This window comes from Dyella sp., from assembly GCF_036384435.1.
Taxonomy (GTDB): Bacteria; Pseudomonadota; Gammaproteobacteria; order Xanthomonadales; family Rhodanobacteraceae; genus GSA-30.
The window spans coordinates 1-20,561 of the sequence record NZ_DASVMI010000194.1 but is presented as its reverse complement, the minus strand read 5'-3'; the positions used below and the strand labels follow the sequence as shown (position 1 = coordinate 20,561).

Genomic DNA, 20,561 nt, shown 5'->3' with positions numbered 1-20,561 from the left:
CTGCTGCCGCTAGGCAGCACCAACGAAACCATCCTGGCCTTGATCGGGCTGTTCCTGTACGGATTCATCCTGTTTGCCGGCGTGCTGCTGCTGGAAGGCGGCGATCGCGGCGTGACGTTTTCAAGTTGGGCGCAAATCCTGCAGATTCCGCTGGTCGCCACACCGATATTCAGCTATGCCTTGCATGCCACGGCGTTCATCAACGTCTATGCCACAGTGCAGTCTTCGCCGCACCTGAGCATCGACTGGCATTTCGGCAGCCAGGGATTCGTTCTGGCCGTGGCAGGTCCCGCTGTGTCGCGCATCGGGTTAAACCTTCTGGCGCTGCTTTCATGGCTGGCGTTGCGGATCAGGTAAAGGGCTGGCCCCTCGCTGGCACCGAGGGAGCCCGTTCATAGCTAAATGAGTGGCGATTCAGGCACGGCTTGCAGGAGCGACTTCAGTCGCGATGCAAGCTGCGGTGCAGTCGCAGACTGGGGCTTTAAAAACCTCCAGACCGCGACTGCATCGCGACAAAGTCGCTCCGGCGCCATCAGGGTCGCGAAGATCCATCAACGCGCACGAATCGGCAGATATTGCCCCTTGTCGCCGTATTTCTGGCCGTTCTTTTCCACGTTGGCGCATAGCTGCGCGCCACAGATGGTGACGTCTGCCTGGTTGTACGCGCGCAGCAGTTCAGCCGACAACTGGTTGGCATGCACCTGCTCGCGGTAATACGACAGGGTGACCGCACCACCGATCACCGCCACCAGCAAGGCGGCAATGACCGCAGCGGAGACCTTCCAGATCAGGCGCCGTCCAAACGCTTCCATCTGGCTCAGTTGACGCGTCAGTGCAGCCGAACGTTCTTGCAATTGCGTCGCCGCCTGCGCGATGCGGCCTTCGTAATTGCGCATCGATGCGCCAAGGCCGGCATCCACTTGCGCGGAAACCGATTGCGGCACGCTGGCAAATACACGCTCGGCTGACTGGCGCAACTGATCCGGTGCATGGGTTACCGCATATTGCAGGCGCTCGGCCAGCACCGTCTGGTGCTGGCCTTGCTGCTCGCAGTACCGGGCGAACTGCTCAAGCAGCACGCCGGCCTTGAAGATCAACGCCTCGGCGTCGTCCCTGGATTCCCCCTGCTCGCTCATCGTCAGCGCGCCGCCCGCTGCGGTGCCTGAGCCTGCTGCTGTTGCTGCTGTTGCTGGGCCTGTTGTTGCTGCTGTTGCTGCTGGGCATCGGCCTGTGCGCTGACGCTGGCCTGGAACTGCTGCCCGGTCTGGGTCTGCGCTGCCTGGTTGGCTGCGTGCGCCACGGCCTGCTGATTGCCGGTCTGCATGGCGGCGATCATCCTGTCGGCGGCGCTGGCGGCCTGAGCCTGTGCATTATTGGAATGTTGCTGCTGTTGCTGATGCGTGGCCGCATCGATCGCCTTGACCGTATCCGGGCCCACGATGCCATCAGGCTTGAGCTTGTGATCACGCTGGAAAGCTTCCACGGCTTCCTTGGTCTTGGGACCGAAATCGCGATCAGGCTGCAACGCCTTACCCGATGCGTCGTGATAACCGAGCTTACTCAGGCGCTCCTGCATATCCTGCACCTGCTTGCCATGGTCGCCTTCGCGCAGCGTACCCGGGTGCGAGGCATGGGTGGCATCAGGATGTGCGGCACCTGCCTTGTGGGTTGCCGGCGGCACGGTCGGATGCGAGTCGTGCATCAGGTTGCGTGCCTTGGCGAGGGGATCGGTCGCGAACAGCTTGGTGCCGTGCGCCTCTTTGCGATCGAGGTAGTCCTGCACCGGCTCCAGGTGTACGCCCTTACCACCGCTGGACTGGCTGATCATCAGCTCGTTGGTCTTGGGGTCACGCACCACCATGGTGATGTGATCGATGCCTTTGTAACGACCCTTATCGAAACTGGTTGGACCATTGTCCTCGCCGATGATCATGCCTTCCTTGAGGGCCGCGGCATTGACCTGCTTGCCTTCCAGAAGTGAACCCGAACGCTCGGCGGTCTTCTCCACAATAGTGGCTGCCGCATCATAGGCAGAGCTGAAATGATCCTTGGCCGAGAAGGTGTGCGTGCCACTCTTGGCATTGATCTCGTCCATGGTGGCGTTTTCCATCTTCACCACCCAGCCCGAGCAATCGACCTTGCCCGCGTCGGGATTCTTCTGGCCCAGGCCGTAGGCGACCTTGCCGGTGTAATGCACGGTCTGGTCGTAAGCGGTAGCGATGACGACACCGCCATCGTTTCCGCCAGCCTTCGGAGCATGGGCTGCCGGAGTCTCCGGCTGAGTGGCGGCCGGCGCAGCATGAGCGGGAGGCGTCTGCGTCGGAGCGGCATGAGCCGGCTGCGTAGCGGCATGCGCCGGCTGTTGCTCGTTTGCCGCGTGAATGCCCTTTTCAGGAATCGAAATATTGTCGTATTTCTGATGCCAATAACTGACGAAATTCTGCGCCAGGTCGCGATCGGACATATTCGACAGTTCGGCCCTGGTGTGACCGGTCAGGCGCTGCGCATCAGCGCCCAGGTTGTTCATGATGTTGTGACGCGTGGAGTCTTTGCTGAAATGACCCTCGGTAATCGCGTCCTGGATCGACTTATAACCGGCCGCGCCCTGCTGGTGGGCCAAGTACATGTCCATACCGTTGGGATTTGCATTGCCGGACAGGTACGCCTCGCCGCTCGTGTTGTGCTGACGCACCAGCTGCGCGCGATTGTCCTGGTAGAAACGTGCTGCGGCGTCGGCGTTGGCGGCGGCATCGAGTTCGCGACCGGCGATGCCGTAGTGCGCGGCGGTATCGGGCTCGAACTGAAACAGGCCCTTGGCGCCATGCGCGCTATGCTGAGCATTGGGATTGAACGTGTTACCCGTCTCGATCGCCGCGAAGCGCAGGAAGTCTTCCTGAGGAATACCGTGGCGCTGCGCTTCGTTGCCGATCAGGTCGAGGATTTCGGAGCGGGTTTGCGGATTTGCCATGTCACACCATCCTTGAGTCGCGCTGAGATAGATGAAGAAGTCGGGCGATCAATGCGCCTTGACTTCCTGGTAGGCCTCGGACTTTGCATCGTAGCGATACGTCGTCGCATCGGATGCGGTCAGAGTGCGGGTCTTGCCAGGGCCGGTGATCATGGTCCCCTTCGGCACGGTGCGGATCTCCGGCAGGTCTCCGCTCTGTGGCTTGACGAACTCCAGCGTCGCCGTGCTGCTGATGCATGGCGGCAGGCCATCGGACGGACTGCTGCTGCAACCGGCGCCATTGTCGGTGCCGATGCCGATGTTGCCGACATACTTCCAACTGCGATCTTCGTGATTGAGCACGAACACATCATCGGCCGTGACATCCGTACCGCCGGCGGCTGTCGATACGGTAGGAACGGCCAGCACCTGGTCGCCTGCGGCCGTCCAGTAAGTCTGCGCCTGGCGCTTTTCGTCGATCTCGTCGGCCTTGCCTCCGCCGCCGAACTCGCCCAGATAAGGCTGGCCACCGAGCGCAGTCCACTTCTTGCCGGACGCGTCGAGCACGAACGAGCCCTGGGTGATCGTGGCCTTGGCATCGGGTGCGGTGGCCTTTTCCTCATCCGCCTTGTTGTAGATATCAGGCGTCTGGTAAGCAAAGCCCGTGTAATAGTGCTTGCCCTTCAGATCGTAACGATGCCCATACCAGAAGGTCGCGGTTGCGCCGTTGGCAATGGAATACGTGGACGACCCGTCACCCTTGATCTGGTAGATGGTGTCGAGCACGTCACCGGGCTTGGGCACGGGAGGCTGTGTGGCACCGTCGGCTGCCCAGGTGGGCATTGCCAGGATCAGCAGCAGCGCAAGTGTTGCGACACGGCCGCGTCCCGCAAAAATCGTACGAGGGTCGATCATGTTGAATGGGTTCCTTCTTCCCGAGGTATGTTCCCCGATGCTGTCGCGAGCATCGCGCACGCGAGGCGAGTCGATGACACCCGGCATGGGGATATTCGAATAGCCGCCTGAAAAAGCCATGCGTGAACATGCGTTACGTCCTGCCGGCAAGGGCAACAAAAAGGCGCATGAAGACGCGGCGCACGCGATTGCGTTCGCCACGGTGAAGACGCAGCCCCTGGCTAGCGTTTTAAACAACGGCATATCTTTCCCTGAACAGCGTATTGCGGATTCCCCCTGAGGACAGCCGCAACCGTCCGGCCGCGGATCATAGCCAAGCCGGACCCGCCGAAGCCAGTGCTAAAAGCACGATTTCGCAAGGAAAAGCGTGACTTCTGCGTGACAGCCGGGATCATTCGTTTAAAACGACCGGCGAGCCACGTCGCTGGGCGGGTATCATGCGCCAATGAATATTCCCGCCAGCCTAAGTCCCACGATCCAGTTGAAGACGGATCGCATCCCAGGTCACCCGTGGATCTGGTCCGCCCAGGTCCACAAGCCCGCCGACCGCATCCCACCCGGCAGCGTCGTCGAGGTGGTCGATGCCAAGGGCCGTTTTATCGGCCGCGCTTTCTGGAACGGACACGCACGCATCGCCCTGCGGTTGCTCTCCACCGACCCGGAACAAGTCATCGACGCGGCCTGGATCGAGGCGCGTATCGCCCAGGCGGTGACACTGCGCCGTCAGGTGCTGCGACTTGACGGCGACACCAACGCATGGCGCGTGGTGCACAGCGAAGGCGACGGTTTGTCCGGCTTGATCGTCGATCGCTACGACGACATCCTGGTTGTGGAGTATTTCGCTGCCGGCATGTGGCGTTTCCGCGAAGCCATCCACCAGGCATTGCTCAAGCACTTCCCCGGAGCACGCCTGTACGGATTTGCCGAGGCACACGTACAGAAGCAGGAATCATTCGATTGCCGCACACAGGAAGCCCCCGAACCGGTGCTGGTACACGAACATGGCCTGCGTTTCCATGCCGCGCCCGGCTCCGGCCACAAGACCGGCTTCTTTGCCGACCAGCGGGACAATCGCAAATACTTCGCTTCGCTGGCCCAGGGCCGACGCGTGCTGGATCTTTGTTGCAACACAGGCGGTTTTGCCGTGCATGCGATGGCCGCCGGTGCTACCGAGGCAACAGGTGTGGACATGGATGGGACGATCCTGGAAATCGCCCGCACCAACGCCCAGGCCAATGATGTGCAGGTTCGCTTCGAACAGGCCGATATCTTCGACTGGCTACGCCAGGCCGTCGCGCGCGGCGAGCAATATGACGCAGTCGTGCTGGACCCGGCCAAGCTTACCCGCGATCGCAACAAGATGATCGATGCCTTGAAGAAATATTTCGCGATGAACCGGCTGGCGCTGGATGTCATACCGCCGGGAGGCCTGCTGCTTACCTGCTCTTGTACCGGCCTGGTCGGCGAGGCCGATTTCCTGGAGATGCTGCGCCGTGTGGCACTCAATGCCGGGCGCGAAATCCAGGTACTGCATGTGGCCGGCGCCGGAGCCGATCACCCCGTGCGTAGCGATGTCCCCGAGGGCCGTTATCTCAAGGCGGTTTTCTGTCGCGTGCTTTGAGCGGCGACGCCGCGTACACAACAGTTTGATCGACACCCAGCACACTAGCTGGGTATGTCATCGATCAAGCACAGCAGCATCGATCTCCAGGCTCGCGATCACGCCCGTGCCGCGGGATTGGTTTATGTATCCGACGGTGACCCCGGTATCCGGCGTCGCCGCGCAGGCAAGGGATTCAGCTACGCCGATAGCTCTGGGCGGCGCATTGCCGACCCGGATGAACTGCTGCGCATCCGCAGCTTGGCCATCCCGCCCGCCTACGTCGATGTCTGGATCTGCCCGCACCCGCGTGGCCACCTGCAAGCCACGGGACGCGATGCCCGCAAGCGCAAGCAATATCGCTATCACGCACAATGGCGCAGCGTGCGTGACAACGGCAAGTTCACACGCGTGCAGGCATTCGGCAAGAGCCTGCCGGGACTTCGCCGCCACGTCAGCCGCGATCTTGCTCGCACCGGACTGCCGCGAGAAAAAGTACTGGCACTGGTTGTGCGACTGCTCGATGACACCCTGATTCGTGTAGGTAATGAAGGCTACGCGCGTGACAACCACAGCTATGGCCTGACGACCTTGCGCTCGCGCCACGTGCGCAGTGAACGCGGCCGCCTCCGCCTGCATTTTCGCGGCAAGTCCGGTCTGGAACGCGAGGTGGAGCTGGATGACAAGCGCCTGCTTCGAGTGATCCGGCGCGTCCAGCAGCTACCGGGCCAGCGCCTGTTCCAGTACCTCGACGATGAGGGGCATGCGCAGCCGGTGGACTCCGACATGGTCAATACGTACCTGCGGGAAGCCTGCGGCGAAGACTTCAGCGCCAAGGATTTTCGCACCTGGGGCGGCACGGTACAGGCGGTCCGGCAGTTGGCTCGAACACCGTTGCCAGAAAAAGGCGGGGAGCGGGCGCGTCGCAGTGCGCTGCTTGCAGCTATACGCGAGGTGGCCGCCGTCCTGGGCAATACTCCGGCGGTATGCCGCGCCTCTTACATCCATCCTGCCGTGCTGGAAGGCTGGGCCGATGGCAGTCTGCATCAGGCCGTGCCCGTAAAAGACACGGCGTTTCCACGGCGTCTTGAACAGCTCACCCTGCGCTTTCTGCGCCGCGCCACACGAGTAAGATAGCCGCCTGTCAGCCCTGCGTCGCAATCCATGGGACAGCGGCGGCTAGACTGGCTCCTTACGTTTGGTGGAAATCTCGATGTCCTTGACCGAAATACTGCTGGCCGCCCTGGTCGTCCTCGCCGTGATCGTGCTGGTGCTCCAGCTTGTGCAACTGTCACGCGGCCGCGTCGATGCAGGCCTGCATGCACGCCTGGATGCTCTCAAGGACGATAATCGCCACCTGCGCGAGGCCCTGGCACAGGAGCAACGCGCCGGCCGTGGCGAGCTTACCCAGACCATGAGCCAGTTCCGCACCCTGGTGCAGGAACAACTGCATGCCATGAGCGACCAGCAGCAGCAACGTATTGGCGCCTTTGGCCAGCGCCTGGAACTGCTTACCGAACGCACCGACACCGGCTTACAGGCGCTAGCCCAGCGCCTCGCCGATGACGCTCGCCACGGACGCGAGGAATCGGCACAATCGCTGGCGCGTTTCGGCGAACTGCTGCAACAACGACTCACCGCCTTGGCAGGCGACAACGAAAAGCGCCTGGGCGATATGCGCAACACGTTGGAGACACGGCTGAAGTCGATCCAGGATGACAACGCCGCCAAACTCGAACAAATGCGCACGACAGTAGACGAGAAGCTGCAAAGCACGCTGGAAGCGCGCCTTGGGCAATCGTTCAAGCTGGTCTCCGAGCGCCTCGAAGCCGTGCAGCGCGGGCTGGGCGAAATGCAAAGCCTGGCCAGTGGCGTGGGCGATCTCAAGCGTGTACTCACCAACGTCAAGACACGGGGCATGCTGGGCGAAGTGCAACTAGGCGCCCTGCTCGAACAGATCCTCATCGCCGAGCAATACGAATCCAATGTCGCGACGATTCCCGGCAGTGCCGAGCGGGTGGAATTTGCCATACGCATGCCCGGACCCGGCGACGAAGCGCCGTTGTACCTGCCGATCGACGCGAAATTCCCAGTCGAGGATTACCAGCGCCTGCTTGATGCCCAGGAAGCCGCCGACGCCGTGGCGGCCGACCAGGCCGGTCGCGCACTGGAACTTCGCGTGCGTGAGGAAGCCAAGCGTATTCGCAGCAAATACGTCGCGCCGCCGCACACCACCGATTTTGCCGTCTTGTTTCTGCCCACCGAGGGCCTGTATGCCGAAGTGATCCGACGCCCTGGCCTGTTCGAGCTACTGCAACGCGACCATCACGTCACCGTAGCCGGCCCGACCACGCTGACCGCCCTGCTCAACAGCTTGCAGATGTGCTTTCGCACGCTCGCTATCGCCAAGCGCAGCAGCGAAGTATGGACCTTGCTGGGCGCCGTGAAGACCGAGTTCGGCAAATTTGCCAGCGTGCTTGAGCGAACCCACAAGCAACTGGAAACCGTGCAGCGAAGCATCAGCAGCGCTGGCCAGCGTACGCGCGCGATCGAACGCCGCCTGCGTGGAGTGGAAACGCTATCCGAAGATGCCAGCCAGCAGTTGCTGGGTGAGGCCCTGCCGGATATCGAAGAAGACGACGCGCCGTAAGTGGCCGCCTCGCTTTAACCCCATCGCTTCCCTGCCCGCGTTCAACCTAGCGCATCCAGCCCGGATGCCTTGCGGAGAGCGCATATGAAAGCAAGTGTCTGGTGGTTGGCCTGCCTGGCGGGCCTGGGTATGACCATGCCTGCGCATGCGGTCGGACGGTTGATCGACGTCACCGTTGTCGATCGCGATACCGGCGTGGAACTGCCGCTGTACAACCATCATGGACGCTACTACCTGATAGGCGAGCCCGGACACCACTACCGCATCGATCTGCGCAACACTAGCCGCGAGCGCGTACTGGGCGTGGTTTCGGTCGACGGTGTCAATGCCATCACCGGCGACACAGCAAGCTGGTCACAATCAGGCTACCTGCTCGACGGCCATGGCATGTTCGGCGTGCTTGGCTGGCGCAAAAGCGAGCAGCAAGTCGCCGATTTCCTCTTCACCGACCTGGCACAAAGTTACGCAGCAAGGACGGGCCGGCCACAAAACGTGGGCGTGATCGGCGTAGCGGTATTTCGCGAACTCCGGCTACCGCCTCCGCCGCCCGTCTACGAGACGGTGAAGCCCTCGATGGCCAGCGCCGCACCACGGGCGAGGGCCACCGACGGCGCCGCGCCCGAACCGGCCAAGGCCATGCCTTCGATCAATCAGACGCAGATGGCCGCCCCTTCGAGGATAGTAGTGCCACCACGCGACATGTCCATGGCCCCACCGTTGGACGACAAGGGGCCGCTGGGCACCGGCCATGGTGCGCGGGAAGATTCACAAGTGCACACGGTGGATTTCCAGCGCGCCACCCGCCGGCCTGAGGACATCGTGACCATCTACTACGACACGCGTGAGCGGCTGATCGCACAAGGCGTGATACCACCGTTTCGCGATATACGACCGCAGGCATTTCCAGGACGCTTCGCCGCCGATCCTTGAAATTGACGCAGGTGCCTCCATCGTGCTCCCCCGGCATGTCAGCGCTACACTTGGCCCAATCCACACGTCTGGACGTCTTTACATGAGCGACACCCCCAACCCCGACGAAGTTACCCGTGAGCAGGCCGAGGAGGCCGTTCGCGTCTTGTTGCGCTGGTCGGGCGAAGATCCTGGCCGTGAGGGCCTGCTCGATACGCCCAAGCGGGTGGTCAAGGCCTATCGTGACTGGTTCGGCGGCTATCAGGTGGACCCGGGCGAATACCTGCGGCGCACCTTCGAGGAAGTCGCAGGCTATGACGAGATGGTCGTATTGCGCGACATCGAGTTCGAAAGCCATTGCGAGCATCACATGGCCCCGATCATCGGCCGTGCGCACGTAGGCTATCTGCCGACCAACCGCGTCGTGGGCATCAGCAAGCTCGCGCGCGTGGTCGACGCGTATGCGCGCCGTTTCCAGGTACAGGAAAAGCTCACGGCGCAAATCGCCAAGTGCATCCAGGACAACCTGCATCCCGCTGGCGTAGCGGTGGTGATCGATGCCAGCCACGAGTGCATGACCACGCGCGGCGTGCATAAGCGTGGCGTGTCGATGATCACCAGCCAAATGTTGGGGGCGTTTCGTGACGATGCGCGCACACGCGCGGAGTTCCTGCAATTCATCGGCATCCATGGTGGCCGCCGTTGATGCATCGCCTTGCGGTCGCCACGGCGGCCTGTCTGCCCTGGCTGGCCGTGGCGCAAGAGTTACCACGCACGCCGGCTGAATATCTGCGCATGATGGACAGCAACGGCGACGGACGGGTCAGCGAGGCTGAATACGTGCAGTACATGAGCGCGGGCTTTTATCGTCTGGACGTCAATGGTGATGGCGTGCTCGAGCCAGAAGAACTGCCTGGCGGACATGGCCACCGCGTGACGCTGAAGGCCTTCCAGGACAACCTGCGCCGCCAGTTCCGCAAGCTCGATAGCCATCGCGATGGCTATCTCGATGCGAGGGAGTTGGCAGCACCACCCTCGGCGTAACGACCCTGTCCATGCAGGAGCGAATTCATTCGCGATGCAAGTCGCGACGAGGTCGCGGCTTGAAGGTTCTCAAAGCCCCAATCTGCGACTGAAGTCGCTGTCGCATCATCGATGCAACTCCACCGGCAGCGGCTTGCCAGCAGTCTGTGTCCACGTGCCTTTGAAGCCACCATCAGGCAGGCGAGTGAGCACGAATTTCGCGGGCAGACCGTTGTCGGCGTATTCGTGGAATACGTAGTTGCCGTTCTTATCCGGCTCACCGGAGAAGCTCAGGTGGATGAACTTGTTGACGCGGTCGTAGAAATAACCGTCGTCACCATGACTGCCCCACACCAGGGTAATGGGCAGACGTCCGTCAATGCTGCCGTACAGGACGCCTGCCGTCATAAGCTTGTTCGGGTTGATGCAGTCGGTCCGGCGATTCACCAGCAGGCAACGCCCGTAGTCGCTGAGCATCGAAGCGATTTCACTGAAGGCAACTTCATGATCGAGCTCACCCAGGTCATCCATGGATTCCTCCATGCGGCCCACCGTGCAATCGCGGCTCACACCAAGCTTGTCATTGGAAAGCGTGAGTTTGTCGCGATCCAGACCATCCTTGCGCACCTCATTGCGGCAACGCTCGTAGATACGCTCCAGGTCGGCCGGCGCGGCCTCGTCACCGCCATGAACCTGGTCTGGCTTGGCTTTCAGCTCGGCCAGATGGTCGTTCAACACACCCACGCGTGCCTTGGCGACATCGGCGGTGAAGCGCGCCAGCCCCCTCTCGCTGAACAGGTCGTACAAGTCGATCAGCTGGCCGGTGCGCGCGTCGAAATTGTAAGACTGCGCATAGCTATTGAGTGACGCCGACACGTATTCGCCCGTCAGGCTGATCGAGACATATCCGGGCGCCGCCGCATTCACCGAGAAATCTAGCTGGTCGAAGCCGCTGATGTCGTCAGGTGCATGGTCAGCCCAGACGTCCTCCACCAGGTTCTTGCGATAGTGACCGGGCATCTTGTGCAGCACGACGGCCTGCAACCAGGTGTTGATCCGTTGCATGGCTTGCCGATCCCCGCCCTTGACCACCGGGAAGGCATAATCATCCTCGCCCTGGTGCCCCTTGAGCGCGTCGACGTGCACCTGCTGTGCGTGCGCCTGCGCCGCCCACCCCAACAGTAGCGCCAGCGCTACCGTCCGTGTCTTGTCCATGCGCCCCTCCGTTGTTGCGGTGCATGATAAATCCATCAGCGCCGGGCGTCATGGCGCGTCATCGTTTTGCGCTATTGTGCGCGTCCTTGACTCCCTTATGCCGCCTGCCCTCCATGGAACAACCGGCTACCTCGATGACCCACCAGCGCCGCCGCGCAGCAGTGGCGTTCATTTTTGTCACCGTGGTGCTGGACATGCTGGCCTTCGGCATCGTGATCCCGGTGTTGCCGCACCTGATCGAGCAGCTCGACGGCGGAGGCATTGCCAACGCGGCGTGGTGGGTAGGCATCTTCAGCACGGCATTCGCCCTGGTGCAGTTCCTGTTCTCCCCCATCCAGGGAGCGCTGAGCGACCGCTTCGGGCGCCGCCCAGTGATCCTGATCTCCAACCTGGGGCTGGCGCTGGATTTCATCGTGCTGGCGGTGGCGCCCAAACTGTGGCTACTGCTGATCGGGCGCATCATCCTGGGTATGACGGCCGCCAGCTTCACCACGGCCAATGCCTATATCGCCGACATCACACCGGAGGAAAAACGCGCCGGGGCCTATGGCCTGCTCGGCGGCGCCTTCGGCCTGGGCTTCATTATCGGTCCGGCTCTGGGCGGCGCGCTCGGCGACATCTCACTGCGGTTACCGTTCTGGGTGGCGGCCGGCATGGCACTGTGCAATTTCCTGTACGGCGTGTTCGTGCTACCCGAATCGCTGCCCAAGGAGCGCCGCACCGCCCGCCTGGAGGTACATACAGCCCATCCGCTGGGTGCCCTGAAGATGCTGGCGCGCTATCGTCAGGTGCTGCGTCTGGCCATCGTGATGTTCCTGGTCTACCTGGCACACTACGTATTGCAGACTACGTTCGTACTGTACGCCGACTATCGCTACCACTGGGGTCTGCAGGCAGTGGGCTACGTACTGATGCTGGTGGGCGCCTGCGATGGCAGCGTTCAGACCCTGCTGACCGGCCGTCTCACTGCTTTGCTGGGCGAACGCCGGGTGCTGACCATCGGCATGCTCTGCGGCATCGCCGCCTTCGTGGTGATGGGACTGGCAAGCTCGGGTTGGGCATTCCTCATCGGAATTCCGCTGCTGGCGTTGTGGGGCCTGTCGCAGCCACCGATCCAGGCAATCATGACGCGTGAGGTCGATCCGACCGAACAGGGCCGGCTGCAAGGTGCCGTGACCAGCCTGGGCAGCTTTGCCGGTATCTTCGGGCCCTACCTGTTTGCTCAAGTCTTCGCGTTCTCCATTGCTCCGCAGTCTCCGCTGCACCTGCCTGGCCTGCCATTTCTGCTGGCCGCCGGGCTGCTGGTCGTGGGCACGGCGATCGCCGTGGCCTCCATTCGTCACGTGCCGGTGCATCTGCCATCTGATGACACCGACGCGTCTTCCGTTCCATCCGTCACGTCACTCACTTCCCCGGAGCATCATCCATGACCCTGTCGATGTACCAGGCTTGCGTACCCGTTGTGCTGCGCGCACTCACCAATCTCACTCACGTGCTCAAGAAAGGCGAGGCGCATGCCAAGTCCAAGGGCGTCACCGACGAGGTGATCCTGCAGACCCGCCTGATCCCGGACATGCTGCCCCTGGTGCGCCAGGTGCAGATAGCTACCGACACGTCCAAGAATGCCGTGGCGCGTCTGGCCGGAGTCGATCCCCTGGTGTTCGAGGATACCGAGACCACGTTCGAACAGCTGTATGCCCGCATCGAACGTGCGGTGGAATACATCAAGACCTTTACGCCCGAGCAGATCGACGGCAGCGAGACACGCCCCGTGACGATCAAGACGCGCAAGGGCGATCAGAAGTTCGAAGGCGAGGCCTATCTGCTGCACTTCGTGTTGCCCAACGTCTTCTTCCACTGCACCACAGCGTACGCGATCCTGCGCACGAGCGGCACAGAGCTGGGCAAAAGCGATTACCTCGGCAACGCCTGATCACTCCGACGTTTCGACAAGGCGCCGCCATGCGGCGCCTTTGTTCTAGGTTACGTCATATCGCCAAGTTCACAGAGGTTCACGCGATTAATTGAACGCGTCGGTTTTTAGTAGTAGTTCGATTGTTCACATAGATAACCGCTGATATTTCTTCTCCCAAGCCAGGGATGCGTCGCACATAAGAGCGCATGCATCGGGTGGCTGATGTTCTTTTTTTTCATCAGATGCGGATCGCGCCCGGGGGGCACGGTCACGGGGAGCGCTTGCCATCCGATGGTAAGCAAAAGGAGAAATAGCACAATGATGTCCTTCTCGAAGTCGAGCCGTATCCACCGATCATCATTGGCCAGCGCTATCGTCGCCTGTCTTTGCAGCCAGGGCGTGCTGGCTCAAAGCACCGTAGGCGATATCTATGGCAACGCTACGCCAGAACAGACGATCCGGGTGGAAAACCTAGACTCCGGCGCCACCCGCGATGTACCGGTCGGCAAGGATGGCCGGTACCGTGCGTCGTCGCTGCCGATCGGGCATTACCGCATCAACCTGCTTTCGCAAGGTCAAACCGTCGGCTCGCAAGAAGTCAACATCATCGCAGGTCAATCGACGCAGATCAGTTTCGGCGGCAACCGCGACGCACGTAACCTGGAAGCCATCTCGGTCACGGCCAGCGCCCTGGCGGCGATCGACGTGGCCAGCGTGGAATCGCGCAATACCTTCACTGCCAGCCAGATCGAACGATTGCCGATACCACGCAATATCGTGGATATCGCTGCACTGACGCCCGGCACCATCAAAGGGGATACGGCCTTTGGCAACCTGCCCTCGTTTGGCGGCTCATCGGTGGCGGAGAACAGTTACTACGTCAACGGTTTCAACGTTACCAACCTGTTCAATAATCTTTCTTTCACGCAGGTGCCGTTCCAGGCGATCGCACAGTTGGACGTCCAGACCGGTGGCTATGGCGCGCAGTATGGTTTTTCAACCGGTGGCGTGACCAGTGTGATCACCAAGCGTGGCACCAACACCTGGGAAGGTGGTGCCAGCTGGGTGTTTACCCCGGCCTTTGGCCGTGAGAACAATCCTACCGTTTACCGCCACAACGGCAGCCTGCTGAAGAACTATGTGCGTGATTCGGTCAACGACAATGTCTATTCGGCCTGGGTCGGCGGCCCGCTGATCAAGGACAAGCTGTTCTTCTTCGGCATCTTCCAGTCGCAGGTGCAGACCCAGACGACCTATCCCAGCGCCCCAGGCTCGGGTGTAGGCCAGACGGCATCATCTGCTACGCGCAGCAGATACAACAATCCGTACTCTTTGATCAAGCTGGATTGGAACATCAACGACAGCAACATCGTAGAGTTCACGCATCTCAACAACTCCCAGCGCACCACGAACAACTATTTCAGCGCCGAGTACGGTAGCGATGGCGTTCCTTACAGCACCGACTATCGTGGTCAGCGTTACGTAAAGCTCGGTGGTGATACCAATATTCTCAAGTACACCAGCTATCTTACCGACGACATCACTCTGTCTGCGCAGTACGGCAAGCTGACCAGCCTGAACTCATCGCAGTATGTTGCGCCCGATGGCACCATGACGCGTTATGACGGTGACATCCATTCGCCGGCACAGGGTTGCGCGTATGTCATCGATGCACGCTGGTCGGTTACCGGTTCCAACGGCACGCCGGTCACCAACGCGCCGTACAACTCCTGCTACCTTGCGTCGACGAACAATATCTACGGCGGTAAGGACCAGCGACGCAATTGGCGCGTGGACCTGGACTGGAAGCTGGGCGATCACAGCCTGTCCGGTGGTTATAGCCGCGACGACTGGCGCTCGGATGCCGGAAGCAGCTATGCCGGTGGCGCGCTTTATTACTACCAGAGTGCTAATGCGAACCCGGCGAACGACTTTGTAACCGTCTACAATTTCCGCACCGGCGGCGCGGTGGGGGTGGTACAGAAATCCTGGTACTTGCAGGACAACTGGCAGGTAACCGATCACGTGCTTGCCTACATCGGCGTGCGCAACGATTCGTTCAACAACAAGAATGGCAGTGGCCAGAGCTTCGTACGCCAGGGCCACATCTGGCAACCGCGCCTGGGCTTCTCCTGGGATGCCACTGGCGATGGCAATACCAAGGTATTCGGTACCGCTGGGCGCTACTGTCTGCCGATTGCCGCCAATGTCGCACTGCGTGCGGCCACCTCGTCTTGCTACTCATTGCAGGATTTCAGCTATAGCGGTGTCGATCCGGTCACGGGCGCGCCAAATCTGGGCGCGGCACTGTCTGATCCCACCTATATCAATGGACAGGATGGCTCGACGCCCGATCCCCGTGCGGTGGCCAGTCGCAGCCTCAAACCCTATTCGCAGGACGAGTACATCCTGGGCGTGCAGCACCGCCTGAGCAGCGACAACGATTTCGTCAACGGCTGGGTGCTCGGCGCCAAGCTTACTTACCGCAAGCTGCTCAATGCGATCGACGACACCTGCGACTGGCGCCCGTTCTACCGCTACGGCCAGTCGTTGGGCCTGGACATGGACGCCCAGGGTGACCGCTTTTCGCCTCCGCCTGGCATACCTGGCTGCTACATCTTCAACCCGGGAAGCGCGCTTTCGCTGGACCTGGACCTCGATGGCAGTGGCACCATCCGCCATGTCACGATTCCAGGCAATCAGCTTGGCCCCAAGGCCAAGCGCAGCTACCAGGGCGTGATCCTGAGCGCGGAGAAGGCCAGCGATCGCTGGTATGCCAATGTGTCCTACACGTGGTCGAAAAACTACGGCAATACCGAGGGCCTGGTGAAATCCGACAACGGTCAGACTGACACTGGCACCACGCAGGATTTCGACTATCCGGAAGTGATGCGTGGCGCCAACGGTTACCTGCCTAACGACCGCCGGCATAGCCTGAAGGCATTCGGCGCCTTCAAGTTCACGCCGGAGTGGTCGGTGGGCCTCAACATGCTGGTGCAGTCGGGGCGCCCGTTGAACTGCTTCGGCGGCGGCGCAGGCGCGCCGATCGCCGATGGCATTCCCGGTTACAACTCGGCTTATTTCTGGTGCGAGGGCAACATAGCCACGCGCGGCAGTCGCGGGCGTACACCATGGACGTGGACGCTGAGCCCTAACGTGGTCTACAAGCCCGGCTGGGCCAAGGGATTGTCGTTGCAGATGGACATGATCAACGTGTTCAACAACACCAAGCCACTGTCGATGAACGAAGTAGGCGAACGCCAGCCTGGCGCCAACCCCACCACGTATTACGCCACGACGTACATGATTCCTGCGAGCGTTCAGACGCCGAGGTATTTCCGTCTGACAGCGCAGTACGACTTCTCGCTGTAAGACGTAGCCAAGGAGGGCCACGTCAAAGACCGGAAGGGGGTAAATAGCGAGGGCGCAAGTTCAAGTGCGGACCAGAGGTCACGTCGAGAGACGTTGCCGCATGCCAGGGGGTATGAAGACACGGATGTGGCGCCCTCGCTATTTACCCCTTTCCAGGTCAGCGGGCCGGCCATTCGGTTTCCAGACCATGCGGGCTTGGTTTATCCGACGTATCGCCCCACATCGGAGCGATACCTTATGCGGAGCCCGCGCCATGGCCAAGACCCTCAAGATCGATTTTGTCTCCGACGTTGTCTGCCCCTGGTGCGCTGTCGGGCTCAATGCGCTGGAACTCGCGCTAGGCAAGCTCGACGGCGAAGTGACGGCGGACATCCACTTCCAGCCTTTCGAACTCAACCCGCAGATGGTGCCCGAGGGCGAGGACGTGATCGAGCACATCGCCCACAAGTACGGCAGTTCGCCCGCGCAGGTGGCGCAGAATCAGGAAGCACTGCGTCAGCGTGGCGAATCGGTAGGCTTCACCTTCAATCTGGACAAGCGCGCACGCATCTATAACACCTTCGATGCTCATCGTCTGTTGCATTGGGCTGGGATCGAAGGCAAGCAGGAGGCCTTGAAGAAGGCACTGTTGACGGCGTATTTCACCGACGGCGAGAACGTCAGTGATCGCGACGTGCTGGTGCGTTACGCGGCCAGCGTGGGTCTGGATGCCAGTCAGGCGCGCCAGGTCCTGGAAGATGGGCGCCATGCCGACGACGTGCGTGAGCGCGAGCGCTTCTACCAGGCTCAAGGCGTCAGCTCGGTGCCATCGATCATCATCAACGAGCAGTACATCATCCAGGGTGGACAGCTACCGGAGGTCTTCGAGCAGGCTTTGCGCCAGATCGCGGCCGAAGGCTGATCCCTCGTCGGGAGGCGACCGGCCGGTACGGTACAATGACGGGCTTGCGCCTCCAGGCGCAGCCCGCAAGGTACGCTCCCTTCCGATGCTCACCGACGACACCAAGGACGCCATCCGCGCCGCGTATACCCGCCTGAAAGAAGGGTTGCCGGGGTTTCGTGCGCGTTCGTCGCAGGGCAAGATGATCGCCGAGGTCGCCAAGGCCCTGGCCGAACCCGGTGGCGCGGCCGTGATCGAGGCCCCGACTGGCACCGGCAAGTCGATGGCCTATCTGATCGCCGGAGTCGAGGTGGCCCGCGCGCAAAAGAAGAAACTGCTCATCGCCACTGCCACAGTGGCCTTGCAGGAGCAGTTGGTCCAGCGTGACATTCCGCTCTATCTCAAGCTGCATGGCACTGAAGCCAAGGTCGCCCTGGCCAAGGGGCGTGGCCGCTACCTGTGCCCACGCAACCTGTTGATGGCGGCAGGCAGCCTGGAAGACGGTGGCCAGATGGGTCTTGCCGGCATGGATGGCGACTTGGCGCTATGGTCCAAGCCCCCGCAGGAGCGCGACAAGCAGACCCTGCGCAAGCTGCGCGGCGCCTATGACACCGGCAAGTGGGACGGCGACATCGATGGCGCCCCCGAGCCGGTCGGCGACTTCCTGCGGCCAATGATCACCACCAGCGCTGGCGGCTGTACCGGTCGACGCTGCGGCCAGTTCATGGCCTGCCCGTTCTTCGCCGCGCGGCGCGCGGTAGCCGATGCGGAGATTATCGTTGCCAACCAGGATCTGGTGCTGGCCGACCTGACCATGCCGCGTGAGGAGGACGGCTTCGGCGGCGTGATCCTGCCCAAGCCGGACGACACGCTGTACATCTTCGACGAAGGCCATCACGTGCCCTCCAAGGCCATCGATCGTGGTGCAGCCGACGTGCACATGCAGGTGGCGGTCCGCCAGCTCAGCCGGCTGGCCCGGCAGATCCATGCCGCTTACTCGCTGGCCGACAAGGAAGTGATTGGCAAGCTCACTCTCGATGTCGGTGACGAGAAACTGCAAGCGCTGAGCGACGCGCTGGAAGAACTGGAAAAAGACATCCGCATGAGCTGGATGCCTTCCAGCGACGATGACGAACCGATGTATCGCGGCTCACTGGGTCAATTGCCCGAGTCATGGGTCACCCATGCGGGCGTGCTTTCCCTGCTGACCGAGGAAGTGCAGCGCTGGGTGGCTGCCGTGCGGCGCGCCATCCTGGAAATGACCGAGGGCGGCCCCACGCATGAAGCGATCTCGCGCGAACTGGGCATGGCGCTGGAACGCATTGAGCGCCAGGCACGCGCTTGGCGTGCCTGGTCGAGCGAGGACCGCGAGGGTGCTCCCCCCCTTGCACGCTGGGTCACCATGACCGGCGACCAGCAACTGGTGTGTCACGCCTCATCCGTGTCGGCCGGCGGGCTACTGCGCAATATCCTTTGGGATAACGCCAGCGCGGTGGTGATGACGTCGGCGACGCTGAGTGCAGGCGGCAATTTTCGCGGTTTCGCCGATGCTGTAGGCCTGCCCGACGAAGCCGTCACGCTGAGCCTGCCCTCGCCGTTCGACCTGTCCAGGCAGGCACGCCTGGAAGTACCCGCCCTGCGCTCACTGCCCGATGCGCGCGAGGAGCATGCACTGGAAGTCACCGAATGGCTAGCCGACAACCTGGACTGGAACGCTGGCAATCTGGTGCTTTTCACATCGCGAGCCAAACTCGACCGTGTATTGCAGAAGCTGCCGATCCAGCATGTACGCAAGGTGCGCGCGCAGGGCTCGCTGGGCAAGGCACAACTGGTAGCCGAACATATCGCCGATATCGAGGCCGGCAAGGGCAGCACCTTGTTTGGCCTGGCCTCATTCGGTGAAGGCCTGGACCTGCCCGGCAAGCTCTGCGAAACCGTGGTAATCACCCAGCTGCCGTTCGCGGTGCCGACCGATCCGGTCGGCGCTACGTACGCCGAGTGGCTGGAATCGCGCGGACGCAATCCATTCATCGAGGTCGCCGTACCGGAGGCCACCCGGCTGCTCACGCAGTACTGCGGGCGGTTGATTCGCACCGAGACCGATCGCGGCCGCATCGTGCTGCTTGACCGCCGCGTGGTGGTCAAGCGTTATGGCGAGCGCATGCTGCGAGCGCTGCCACCGTTCGAACGCGTCATCGAGCGCGTGTCATGAGTTCGCGCATCTTGCGCGCCGCAGATGTCGCCATCGTGCCATGGAAGAACGGCATGGGGCGTACGCGTGAGCTGGCGGTTCATCCGGCCCGCGCGAGCGCCGCCGATTTCCTGTGGCGCGCCAGCATCGCAGATGTCGACAGCGCCGCGCCATTCTCGTCGTTCCCCGGCATTGACCGGCAGATCGCCCTGCTTGATGGCGCGGGCTTCATCATGCACCTCGATCACGTGCAACGACACGCCCTGACTGAACCGTATGCTTTCTTTCCATTTGCCGGCGAAGCGGACGTAGACGTCGAGCTGGTCGATGGGCCGACGCGTGATTTCAATCTGATGCTGCGTCGTGGCAAGGTTCATGGCCGCGTGGCGGTATTGCGTGGCGCGGGCAAGTATCACGTCGATGCATCGGCGGTGCTGGTCCACGACGTGCGCGGCAGCTGCGCCACGGCTGATGGTGTGCTTGAAGCAGGCGATAGCTGGCTAGAGCCAGTGGCGGGGAGCGTGCTCGTGCTCGATGAGGTCGGCATCGCCTTGATGGTGCTGGTGGAATCGGAGCGAGATCTGGTTCGACAAGGCGATCATCTGCTCGGCTAAGGCTAGCTGCCACGTGACGAGATAGCCTTCACAGCACTGGCTTGACTCACCAGGTGCCACCAGTCATCTATCCCCGGCAATCACCTGGCGTTAAAGTGCCATTATCGATTCCATACTGGGGGGGGGCACGCATGATAGGTTTCCTGCTCTGGCTGGTACTGCTGGTGTTCTGTTGGCCGCTAGCCCTGCTTGCGATCGTGCTCTACCCGATCGTATGGTTGATCCTGCTGCCCTTCCGCCTGGTCGGCATCACGGTCGACGCGGCGTTCTCGTTACTTAAGGCCGTGCTGTTCCTGCCCGCGCGCGTGCTGGGTGCGCGGCCTGGCTGAT

At 61.8% G+C, this 20,561-nt stretch carries 19 protein-coding genes; 15 read left to right on the top strand and 4 right to left on the bottom strand.

The genetic code is table 11. The features are described 5' to 3' along the window. Positions 1-357 (top strand): hypothetical protein (locus tag VF436_RS20745; protein WP_330905959.1); only part of this gene is annotated, 357 nt, incomplete at its 5' end. Between the two features lie 194 nt (positions 358-551). Here the strand turns inward: VF436_RS20745 and VF436_RS20740 are convergent. The 3 genes from VF436_RS20740 to VF436_RS20730 form a co-directional block, all read right to left on the bottom strand. Then, positions 552-1,136, bottom strand: a complete 585-nt coding sequence (locus VF436_RS20740; RefSeq protein WP_330905958.1) for a relaxation protein — start codon at positions 1,134-1,136, stop codon at positions 552-554. A 2-nt stretch (positions 1,137-1,138) separates the two neighbouring features. Beyond that, positions 1,139-2,941: a peptidoglycan-binding protein gene (locus tag VF436_RS20735; RefSeq protein ID WP_330905960.1), complete on the bottom strand. Its 1,803-nt coding sequence runs from the start codon at positions 2,939-2,941 to the stop codon at positions 1,139-1,141. Between the two features lie 75 nt (positions 2,942-3,016). After that, a complete protein-coding gene (locus VF436_RS20730; RefSeq protein ID WP_330905957.1) occupies positions 3,017-3,862 on the bottom strand; it encodes a hypothetical protein in 846 nt (281 codons plus the stop codon). A 118-nt stretch (positions 3,863-3,980) separates the two neighbouring features. Here VF436_RS20730 and VF436_RS20725 point away from each other — a divergent pair, with 118 nt between their 5' ends. From VF436_RS20725 to VF436_RS20695, 7 genes are all read left to right on the top strand, one after another. Then, positions 3,981-4,142: a hypothetical protein gene (locus VF436_RS20725; RefSeq protein WP_330905956.1), complete on the top strand. Its 162-nt coding sequence runs from the start codon at positions 3,981-3,983 to the stop codon at positions 4,140-4,142. Positions 4,143-4,307: 165 nt separating this feature from the next. After that, positions 4,308-5,483, top strand: a complete 1,176-nt coding sequence (locus VF436_RS20720; RefSeq protein WP_330905955.1) for a class I SAM-dependent rRNA methyltransferase — start codon at positions 4,308-4,310, stop codon at positions 5,481-5,483. Positions 5,484-5,537: 54 nt separating this feature from the next. Continuing rightward, a complete protein-coding gene (locus VF436_RS20715; protein ID WP_330905954.1) occupies positions 5,538-6,599 on the top strand; it encodes a DNA topoisomerase IB in 1,062 nt (353 codons plus the stop codon). 76 nt (positions 6,600-6,675) lie between these two features. Beyond that, positions 6,676-8,112, top strand: coding sequence for a DNA recombination protein RmuC (gene rmuC, locus VF436_RS20710; protein ID WP_330905953.1), 1,437 nt, complete (start codon positions 6,676-6,678; stop codon positions 8,110-8,112). An 84-nt stretch (positions 8,113-8,196) separates the two neighbouring features. Further along, on the top strand, positions 8,197-9,042 hold the full coding sequence (locus VF436_RS20705) for a hypothetical protein (RefSeq protein WP_330905952.1): 846 nt from the start codon (positions 8,197-8,199) through the stop codon (positions 9,040-9,042). Between the two features lie 82 nt (positions 9,043-9,124). Beyond that, a complete protein-coding gene (gene folE, locus VF436_RS20700; protein WP_330905951.1) occupies positions 9,125-9,727 on the top strand; it encodes a GTP cyclohydrolase I FolE in 603 nt (200 codons plus the stop codon). Beyond that, positions 9,727-10,065, top strand: a complete 339-nt coding sequence (locus tag VF436_RS20695; protein ID WP_330905950.1) for a hypothetical protein — start codon at positions 9,727-9,729, stop codon at positions 10,063-10,065. The genes folE and VF436_RS20695 overlap by 1 nt, the downstream gene beginning before the upstream one ends. A gap of 105 nt (positions 10,066-10,170) precedes the next feature. Here VF436_RS20695 and VF436_RS20690 read toward each other — a convergent pair whose 3' ends face one another. Further along, positions 10,171-11,259: a hypothetical protein gene (locus VF436_RS20690; protein ID WP_330905949.1), complete on the bottom strand. Its 1,089-nt coding sequence runs from the start codon at positions 11,257-11,259 to the stop codon at positions 10,171-10,173. Positions 11,260-11,372: 113 nt separating this feature from the next. On the opposite strand from VF436_RS20690, the gene VF436_RS20685 reads away from it, so the two are divergent. The 7 genes from VF436_RS20685 to VF436_RS20655 all read left to right on the top strand — a co-directional run bounded on the left by VF436_RS20685 (position 11,373) and on the right by VF436_RS20655 (position 20,560). After that, positions 11,373-12,689 carry a TCR/Tet family MFS transporter gene (locus VF436_RS20685; protein ID WP_414649889.1) on the top strand — a complete coding sequence of 439 codons (1,317 nt, stop codon included), beginning with the start codon at positions 11,373-11,375 and terminating at the stop codon, positions 12,687-12,689. After that, a complete protein-coding gene (locus VF436_RS20680) occupies positions 12,686-13,192 on the top strand; it encodes a DUF1993 domain-containing protein (protein WP_330905947.1) in 507 nt (168 codons plus the stop codon). The genes VF436_RS20685 and VF436_RS20680 overlap by 4 nt, the downstream gene beginning before the upstream one ends. Positions 13,193-13,492: 300 nt before the next feature. Further along, complete coding sequence (locus VF436_RS20675) at positions 13,493-16,546, top strand: TonB-dependent receptor (protein ID WP_330905946.1); 3,054 nt, start codon at positions 13,493-13,495, stop codon at positions 16,544-16,546. A 253-nt stretch (positions 16,547-16,799) separates the two neighbouring features. Then, positions 16,800-17,447: a DsbA family oxidoreductase gene (locus tag VF436_RS20670; RefSeq protein WP_330905945.1), complete on the top strand. Its 648-nt coding sequence runs from the start codon at positions 16,800-16,802 to the stop codon at positions 17,445-17,447. Positions 17,448-17,532: 85 nt separating this feature from the next. After that, positions 17,533-19,638 carry an ATP-dependent DNA helicase DinG gene (gene dinG, locus VF436_RS20665; protein ID WP_330905944.1) on the top strand — a complete coding sequence of 702 codons (2,106 nt, stop codon included), beginning with the start codon at positions 17,533-17,535 and terminating at the stop codon, positions 19,636-19,638. Then, on the top strand, positions 19,635-20,231 hold the full coding sequence (locus VF436_RS20660; RefSeq protein WP_330905943.1) for a HutD family protein: 597 nt from the start codon (positions 19,635-19,637) through the stop codon (positions 20,229-20,231). The genes dinG and VF436_RS20660 overlap by 4 nt, the downstream gene beginning before the upstream one ends. 131 nt (positions 20,232-20,362) lie before the next feature. Then, complete coding sequence (locus VF436_RS20655; RefSeq protein ID WP_330905942.1) at positions 20,363-20,560, top strand: hypothetical protein; 198 nt, start codon at positions 20,363-20,365, stop codon at positions 20,558-20,560. Position 20,561 lies beyond the last annotated feature (1 nt).

Bases quoted from the DNA above. Each gene is read 5' to 3' on its own strand.
- VF436_RS20740 (WP_330905958.1), bottom strand. From the start codon at position 1,136: ATGAGCGAGCAGGGGGAATCCAGGGACGACGCCGAGGCGTTGATCTTC.
- VF436_RS20730 (WP_330905957.1), bottom strand. From the start codon at position 3,862: ATGATCGACCCTCGTACGATTTTTGCGGGACGCGGCCGTGTCGCAACA.
- VF436_RS20725 (WP_330905956.1), top strand. From the start codon at position 3,981: ATGCGTGAACATGCGTTACGTCCTGCCGGCAAGGGCAACAAAAAGGCG.
- VF436_RS20720 (WP_330905955.1), top strand. From the start codon at position 4,308: ATGAATATTCCCGCCAGCCTAAGTCCCACGATCCAGTTGAAGACGGAT.
- VF436_RS20715 (WP_330905954.1), top strand. From the start codon at position 5,538: ATGTCATCGATCAAGCACAGCAGCATCGATCTCCAGGCTCGCGATCAC.
- rmuC (WP_330905953.1), top strand. From the start codon at position 6,676: ATGTCCTTGACCGAAATACTGCTGGCCGCCCTGGTCGTCCTCGCCGTG.
- VF436_RS20705 (WP_330905952.1), top strand. From the start codon at position 8,197: ATGAAAGCAAGTGTCTGGTGGTTGGCCTGCCTGGCGGGCCTGGGTATG.
- folE (WP_330905951.1), top strand. From the start codon at position 9,125: ATGAGCGACACCCCCAACCCCGACGAAGTTACCCGTGAGCAGGCCGAG.
- VF436_RS20695 (WP_330905950.1), top strand. From the start codon at position 9,727: ATGCATCGCCTTGCGGTCGCCACGGCGGCCTGTCTGCCCTGGCTGGCC.
- VF436_RS20690 (WP_330905949.1), bottom strand. From the start codon at position 11,259: ATGGACAAGACACGGACGGTAGCGCTGGCGCTACTGTTGGGGTGGGCG.
- VF436_RS20685 (WP_414649889.1), top strand. From the start codon at position 11,373: ATGGAACAACCGGCTACCTCGATGACCCACCAGCGCCGCCGCGCAGCA.
- VF436_RS20680 (WP_330905947.1), top strand. From the start codon at position 12,686: ATGACCCTGTCGATGTACCAGGCTTGCGTACCCGTTGTGCTGCGCGCA.
- VF436_RS20675 (WP_330905946.1), top strand. From the start codon at position 13,493: ATGATGTCCTTCTCGAAGTCGAGCCGTATCCACCGATCATCATTGGCC.
- VF436_RS20670 (WP_330905945.1), top strand. From the start codon at position 16,800: ATGGCCAAGACCCTCAAGATCGATTTTGTCTCCGACGTTGTCTGCCCC.
- dinG (WP_330905944.1), top strand. From the start codon at position 17,533: ATGCTCACCGACGACACCAAGGACGCCATCCGCGCCGCGTATACCCGC.
- VF436_RS20660 (WP_330905943.1), top strand. From the start codon at position 19,635: ATGAGTTCGCGCATCTTGCGCGCCGCAGATGTCGCCATCGTGCCATGG.
- VF436_RS20655 (WP_330905942.1), top strand. From the start codon at position 20,363: ATGATAGGTTTCCTGCTCTGGCTGGTACTGCTGGTGTTCTGTTGGCCG.